The organism is Candidatus Arthromitus sp. SFB-turkey, from assembly GCF_001655775.1.
Classification (GTDB): domain Bacteria; phylum Bacillota; class Clostridia; order Clostridiales; family Clostridiaceae; genus Dwaynesavagella; species Dwaynesavagella gallinarum.
Map to the genome: position 1 here is coordinate 1 of NZ_LXFF01000031.1, position 7,178 is coordinate 7,178.

Consider the following 7,178-nt stretch of genomic DNA (forward strand, 5'->3'; position numbering starts at 1 on the left):
TGAGGATTTTATGTCGAATTTCAATGATATAGAATTTGTTTCTGAGACATATAGAGAAAGCAAATTTAAGCCAAGGTTTTATGTTGTTTTCTTAATTGTGTTTTCTATGTATTATTTTTTTTCTCCTATACTTTCTCATTTTATTTTTTTGATTGTTAAGGGGAATATAAAAATTGTAGAGTCTAATCTTCTATATCAATTATTTGAAAAATTTTTTATACCTTATGTATCTATTTTTTTAATATTAATTATATATATTTTTTTAATTGAAGAAAGAAGGATTTCTTTTTTATTTTCAGGAGTAAAAAATAATTTTTTGGCATTCAATATTAAAGGAATTATATTTTCAACTTTATTTTTATTTGTTTTAATATTTGTATTTATTTTAAGAGATTATACATTATCTTTTAAGTTGAATAGGGAATTTACATTTTTAAATTTATTTCAATTGTTATTTGTGTTTATTTTTACATATATTAAATTTTTCTTTTTAGAATGTTTATATCGAGGGTGGCTTTTTAATATATTTACTTCTAGATATTCAATAATAGCTTCATTAATATTAACTTCCATTGTTCCAGTGGTTATTGGATTTATAGAGTACCAGAGAATTGGAATTTATTTGATATATATGTTTCTTTTTAATATATTTTTGTCACTTATGTTTGTTGTTTATAAAAATATTTTTATATTAATTTCTTTTAATTGTTTTTATGATTTTCTAAAAAAATACATATTATCTCTTGAAAGCATGAATGTTAAATTAGAACCATTATTTTATACTGTTATAAATAATACGGAATTATATAATGTGGAAAATAATTATTATTCACTGATTGTTTTAACAATTGTAATTGTTATAATGTTTATTTTTTATAAGTGTAAGTTTAAAATGTGATATTTAATTTTTTTGTGTAGAAATTTTAATTTTTTTGGTTTTTATTTACATATACAGTGGTTGAATTTTGTAGTAATATATGATATAAATAAGGTGTGCTTTATTTAAAGCATAGGATGTGTTGAATTCATAATCCCAAAGAATGGATACATCTGAAAATTCCCCTCTCTACCACAGTTTGTGGTAGAGCCCCCAATTTTATATGTGGTTGATATTTGAACTTTTAAATTTGAAAAGGTGAGTATTTTATGAAACAATGTATTTTAGTTATGTTTGTTAATTCTTTAATGAGTTCAGATTATTTCACACTAAAAGAATTTGATAACTTTAAATATATTATTTCTAAAGGTGCTGTTGTTAGGAAAGTTTTAAATCAATACCCAAATCTTAAGGCTCCAGCTAGTACGTCTATTCTTACTGGAGAGTTCCCGTATTGTCATGGAATTTATTTTGATAATTTTGATATTTGTGTACGTAAGTATAGAGAAAAAGAATATGAAGATATTAGAGTACCTACTATTTTGGATTTGTTTAAAGAAAATGGAAATAATGTAAGTGTTATTTCTTGGCCAATTATGGGTAACAGTAATTTTAAATATAATTTTATGAATATTAAATCTACTAAATTTCATGATATAGTAAGAGGAATTTTAAAGGGATCTTCTTTTTATATGTTGAAGAATATTTTGAAATATTCGAATATTTTGAAGGTTAATATGCAACCAGAGAATGATAATTTTTCTTCAATTTTAGCTATGGAACTTTTGGAAAAAAGAAAGTCTAATGTTATTTTTCTAAATTTTAATCATTTAGATTATGCAAGAAGAAGATATTCTGAAAATTCTGAAAATACTATTGATGCTTTAAAAAGTATTGATAGAAGAGTTGGGGATTTTTTATCTTGGTGTGATAACAAAAATATTTTAAAAGATTTAACTATGTTTGTGGTTTCAAATGGCGGGGTATATGATTGTAAAAATAGTATAAATATAAATTATGCTTTTTTGAAAAACGACTTACTTAGTATTAATAATAGGGGAAAAATTAAAAATTACATAGCGTATGCACATTGTGATGGTGGAAGTGCATTTATATATTTAAAAAATCCTAATAATGCTAATGATTATGGAAGAGTTAAAGTGTTTTTAGATGATTTTGTTAAAAAGAATTCTAATTTTATAAAAGATGTTTATGAAACACATGGATATGAAAGTTTTGATTTAAATAATTTTTCTTTTAGGTTAGAAGGTAAACCTAATTGTATTTTTGATGGTGGTGTAAATAAAGTATCTTTTGTAGAAGAGATTAATTTAGATACATGTTTTTTAAATTCTAAGGTCAATAGGTCTTTTTCTGGATATTCAAATGAGTATGAGAATTCAAGTGGTATGTTTATTAGTTATGGAAATAGAGTTAGTGAAGGAATTGAGATAGAAAAATGTAGTATTGTTGATATTGCGCCTACTATTGCTTCTTTTATGGATTTAAGGTTTGAAAGTAGCGGTAAAGTTATAAAAGGTATAAGAAAATAATATGTTGGAGGAATTTTAATTTGGAAGTAATAGAGTTTTTACAGAGTTTTTCCTCTGATTTTTTGAATTCATTTATGATATTTATAACATCTTTTGGAAGTTTATATGTTTTAATGTTTTTTGTTTGTGTGATTTATTGGTGTTATAATAAAGAAATAGGGTATAAAATGGCAATTATTATGTCTTGTTCAGGGGTTTTAAATAATTTTGTGAAAGGTTTGGTTCAGTCTTCAAGACCTATAGGAGTTGAGGGAATATTTTTTATTGAAGAGTTTTCTGCAACTGGATATTCTTTTCCAAGTGGACATATGCAAAATATAACAACTTTCGGGACAAGCTTGTTTATTTTTACTAGAAATAAAATAATATTTATATTAAGTTGTGTGCTTATGGCTTTAGTGGGTATATCTAGACTTTATTTAGGACTTCATTGGCCAATAGATATTTTAGGTGGAGTTGTTTTAGCTCTAATAGTATCTATAGTTTTAAATGAAATTTTAATAAAGTTAGATAGTTTTAAAATTAATATATTAGTTAGTGTGCTTATTTTAATTTTTTTGTTAGGTTTTATTTTTATAACAAAAGATGAAATGGGAAAAGATTATTTTAAGACTATTGGACTTTTTATTGGAATTTACTTAGGACATTTATTTGAAAATAGATATGTAAATTTTTCCCCTTCTGCAAGTAGTATAGATAATGTGATGAAGTTGATTATAGGTATATTTACGACGATTTTGATAGATGTTTTGTTTACATATTTACTTGGTGAGTTTTTATTTACTTTTATAATTAAATATTTTATAATTGGATTTTGGATTATGGGAGTTGTCCCATTTATATTTAAATTAAGTAATCTTTATTATAAAGAAGCTTATGAAATAACAAATGTAAGATATAGAAAGTAAAAAGCTTGGAAAATATATTTCCAAGCTTTTTATTATAATACTTTGCTTAAAAACTCTTTTGCACGGGAGCTTTTTGTATTATTGAAAAATTCGTAAGGAGAATTATCTTCTATAATTTCTCCTTTATCCATGAAAACTATTTTATTTGAAACTTCTCTTGCAAAATTCATTTCATGAGTTACTATTATCATAGTCATACCTTCTTTGGCAAGTTCTTTTATAACATTAAGTACTTCTTTTACCATTTCAGGATCTAAAGCAGATGTTGGTTCATCAAATAATAAAACATGTGGTTTGTTTGCAAGAGATCTTGCAATTGCAATTCTTTGTTTTTGTCCTCCAGATAAATTAGAAGGATAAGAATCTTTTTTATCTAGTAATCCTACTTTTTCAAGTAAATTTAATGCAAGTTTTTCAGCTTCATCTTTAGGAGTATTTTTAACTTTAATAGGACCAAGAGTTATATTTTGTAATACGGTCATATGAGGAAATAAATTAAAATGTTGAAATACCATTCCCATATTTTCACGTATTTTATTTATATTTGTATTTTGTATATTTACTCCTTCAAAAATAATTTCTCCACTTGTTGGAACTTCTAAAAGATTCATACATCTAAGTAATGTACTTTTTCCAGAACCACTTGGACCTATAATTGAAATTACATCACCTTTATTTATGGTGTAAGAAATATTTTTTAGTACGTGTAATTTATTAAAGTATTTATTTAAATTTTTAATTTGAATCATTGTCTTTATTTAATTTCCTTTCAAAATAGTGAATAAATTTTGAAATAGTAAATGTTATTACAAAATAAATAAGAGCTGCAACAAGTAGTGGTTCAAGTGTTAAATAAGTAAGACTTCTTATTTGATTTGCTTTATACATAATGTCAGCAAGTCCTATATAAGAAACGATAGCAGATTCTTTTATTAATACTACAAATTCATTTGCTAGAGCTGGAAGTATATTTTTTACAGCTTGCGGAATTATTATTAATTTCATAGATTGAAAGTGATTCATTCCAAGACTTCTTGAAGCTTCCATTTGTCCTTTATTTACTGAAATTATTCCTGCTCTTATTATTTCAGCTATATATGCTGCGCTATTTATAGAAAGAGCAACGGTTGCAGAAGTAATTTCTGTTATATTTATTCTAAAACCATAGTGAATTATTATAAGTTGTACAAGTAGTGGAGTGCCTCGAATAATTTCTATATATATTGATGCTATTGCTCTTAAAATTTTGTATTTTGAAATTTTAAAAATACATATAACTAATCCAAGTAATGTTCCAAATATAATTGTTAAAAGTGCTAAAAGTAATGTTATTTTAATACCTTCAATATAAAACGGATAATATTTTAATAGAAATTCAAATTTCAATAATAATCCTCCAGTTCAAATAAAATACTATTTTTTGTTAATTTGTTCAGTTAAATCTATTGCTATATTGAAAAATTCATTTATTTTATTTTGTTTTATTAGTCTAGAAATTGTTTGATTAACTTTTGATAATAATTCTTCTTGACCTTTTTTAATTCCAATAGCAGAACCTAAACTTGTATCTGAATTTAATTCATCTATATTTACTATTGATAACTCTGGATTTACTTTTACATATTGTTCAGCAACAGGATTTTCTATAATAATAGCATCAACTTTTCCAGATAATAATTCAAGAATTAGTTCAGGAACTCTCAAAAGAGCTTTAATATCTGAATTTTTAAGTTTTTCTTGAGCTATTCTATCTTGAATACTTCCAACTTGTACACCAACAGTTAAATTGTCTAAATCTTCTATTGAGTTTATTTTATTTTCATTATTTTTTGAAGTTACTATTACATTTTTAGCTGTGTAGTAAATATCAGAAAAATCTATACTTTGCTTTCTTTCTTCAGTAGGGGTAATACCGGATAATATTATATCTACATTATCTGAGTTTAAAGCATCTAGAAGACCTGAGAAATCTAAATTCTTAATTTTTAGTTTAACACCTAAATCTTTGGCAATTTCCTCAGCTATTAATATGTCAAAACCAACAATGCTTTCGCGCCCATCATTAGTTATAATTGGAAACTCATATGGTGGATAATCAGCTGAAGTACCTAATATTAGTTCTCCACTTTTTTTAATTTTTTCGAGTTTATTTTCATTTGAAGCACATGATATTAAAATTAATGGTATAAAAAAAATGACAAGTACAGTAGATAGTATTTTACATAGTTTCATTGCTAAAAAAACTCCTTATAAATAAAAATAATAATGTATAATTATACATTATTGTGACTTGTATGTTCAAGAATATATTTTAAAATAATTGTTGTATAAGTGAAAAATTATTAATGTTATTTAAGTATAAGGATATTTATGTAGTTTAAAAATCAATGTTACAGGATTTTAAAATTATGAATTATATTTTAAAGAAAACTAAGATATACAATCATATCAATAATAAGATTTTGATTAAATATCTTAGTTTTATTTATTTTTTATAAAAAAGGAATTTAAAATAAACTAGATAGATTTTGAAAAATTTTTATTTCGGAATCAGGTAGTATATGGGTATATGTCTGTAATGTAAAAGCAACATTGGTATAACCTAATCTTTTAGATAGAAGTTTATAATTTACGTTTTTATTCAATAAAAGTGTAGCGTGTATATGTCTTAAATCATGAAATCTAATATGTTTTAAGTTATTATCACTTAAGAATTTAGAAAATGATAATGAAAGGGTATTGGGTTTAATAGGAATATTACTATTTTCAGGATTTGGGAAAACATATTTTGAAGTTCTATTTTTATACCGTTTTTTTAATAAATCTACACTACCTTCTAATAAAGCTATTTCTCTAAATCCAGATTTAGTTTTTGGATCAGAAAATCCTATAAAATTTCCAGATATAACATAAGATTTTGTTACACATAATGTTTTTCTGTCAAAATTTATACAATCCCATGTAAGAGCTAGTAATTCTCCGCGTCTTAGACCAGTTTCTAAAGCTAAATAGACTACATCAAAGTACTTAAAATTTTTAAGTACTGGTAAATATTTTTTTAAGTCAGATTCATTCCAAATATTTTTAATTGTAGATTTTTGGGGTAACATAGGAATATTATCAAATATATTTTTAGATATAAAATTGTTTTTTTCTGCAAATGTGAATATAGATTTTAAATGAAAAATTAAATATCTTTTATAGTTTGATTTGCATATAGCCGTTTTTTCAGAAATGAAATTTAATATATCAGTAGATGTAATTTTATTCATTGCTGATTTTGATTTTTCAAAATTAGTACATATTATATTAAATAGAGTTTCGTATAAATTTAAAGTAGTCTGTCTAAGTCCTCTATTTCTACAATCATCTAAATACTTTAATCCAACCTCTTTAAAGGTTTTATTTCCTTTTTTATTTGATATGTTTTCGAAAGTAGATGCTTCTTCAATGCAGGCTTTTTTGGTTTTAAAACCACATTTCCTTTTATATTTTTTCTTTCCATTTTCATCTTGTCCGAGATACACACAGTACTCCCAATTGTTATCTCCCTTCTTTTTAATTGTCATAAAGATACCCTCCTTAAGTAAAATTCTAAAATATTGTACCCATACTTTCGAAAATATATAGATTAATTTTAACGTTTTATACATTATTTGTTAATATAAAATTTAAATATTATATTGTGTGGAAAAATATGTGTATAACTTTAAATATTAAAAATTCAATCTCTAAAATTTAGAAGTTCTAGAATATCTAAAATTTAGAGGTTCTAAACATAATATAAAAAAGAATTATAAATATATATAACAACGTATGTGTTTTAGAAATTTATAGATC

Annotated in this window: 7 protein-coding genes; 3 read left to right on the top strand and 4 right to left on the bottom strand. The window is 23.8% G+C overall.

The genetic code is table 11. From position 1 onward, the window contains the following. From A6P36_RS06060 to A6P36_RS06070, 3 genes are all read left to right on the top strand, one after another. Window positions 1-898, top strand: an 898-nt coding sequence (locus tag A6P36_RS06060) for a CPBP family intramembrane glutamate endopeptidase (protein ID WP_369815435.1), incomplete at its 5' end; no start/stop codon positions are given. Between the two features lie 248 nt (window positions 899-1,146). Beyond that, window positions 1,147-2,430, top strand: a complete 1,284-nt coding sequence (locus A6P36_RS06065; protein ID WP_066761995.1) for an alkaline phosphatase family protein — start codon at window positions 1,147-1,149, stop codon at window positions 2,428-2,430. A 20-nt stretch (window positions 2,431-2,450) separates the two neighbouring features. Continuing rightward, complete coding sequence (locus A6P36_RS06070; RefSeq protein ID WP_066761997.1) at window positions 2,451-3,338, top strand: phosphatase PAP2 family protein; 888 nt, start codon at window positions 2,451-2,453, stop codon at window positions 3,336-3,338. 32 nt (window positions 3,339-3,370) lie between these two features. Here the strand turns inward: A6P36_RS06070 and A6P36_RS06075 are convergent, their stop codons facing one another. The 4 genes from A6P36_RS06075 to A6P36_RS06090 form a co-directional block, all read right to left on the bottom strand. Further along, window positions 3,371-4,087 (bottom strand): amino acid ABC transporter ATP-binding protein, encoded by a 717-nt coding sequence (locus A6P36_RS06075; RefSeq protein WP_066761998.1) that lies wholly within the window; start codon window positions 4,085-4,087, stop codon window positions 3,371-3,373. Then, window positions 4,074-4,724, bottom strand: a complete 651-nt coding sequence (locus tag A6P36_RS06080; protein WP_066761999.1) for an amino acid ABC transporter permease — start codon at window positions 4,722-4,724, stop codon at window positions 4,074-4,076. Before A6P36_RS06080 ends, A6P36_RS06075 begins: the two co-directional genes overlap by 14 nt. Window positions 4,725-4,751: 27 nt before the next feature. Further along, a complete protein-coding gene (locus A6P36_RS06085) occupies window positions 4,752-5,570 on the bottom strand; it encodes a transporter substrate-binding domain-containing protein (protein WP_066762000.1) in 819 nt (272 codons plus the stop codon). Between the two features lie 275 nt (window positions 5,571-5,845). Beyond that, entirely contained in the window at window positions 5,846-6,907 is a 1,062-nt protein-coding gene (locus A6P36_RS06090; RefSeq protein WP_066762001.1) for a site-specific integrase, read from the bottom strand. Window positions 6,908-7,178 lie beyond the last annotated feature (271 nt).

What these genes read in the sequence shown, in the direction of transcription:
- A6P36_RS06065 (WP_066761995.1), top strand. Translation starts at nt 1,147, where the DNA reads ATGAAACAATGTATTTTAGTTATGTTTGTTAATTCTTTAATGAGTTCA.
- A6P36_RS06075 (WP_066761998.1), bottom strand. Translation starts at nt 4,087, where the DNA reads ATGATTCAAATTAAAAATTTAAATAAATACTTTAATAAATTACACGTA.
- A6P36_RS06085 (WP_066762000.1), bottom strand. Translation starts at nt 5,570, where the DNA reads ATGAAACTATGTAAAATACTATCTACTGTACTTGTCATTTTTTTTATA.
- A6P36_RS06090 (WP_066762001.1), bottom strand. Translation starts at nt 6,907, where the DNA reads ATGACAATTAAAAAGAAGGGAGATAACAATTGGGAGTACTGTGTGTAT.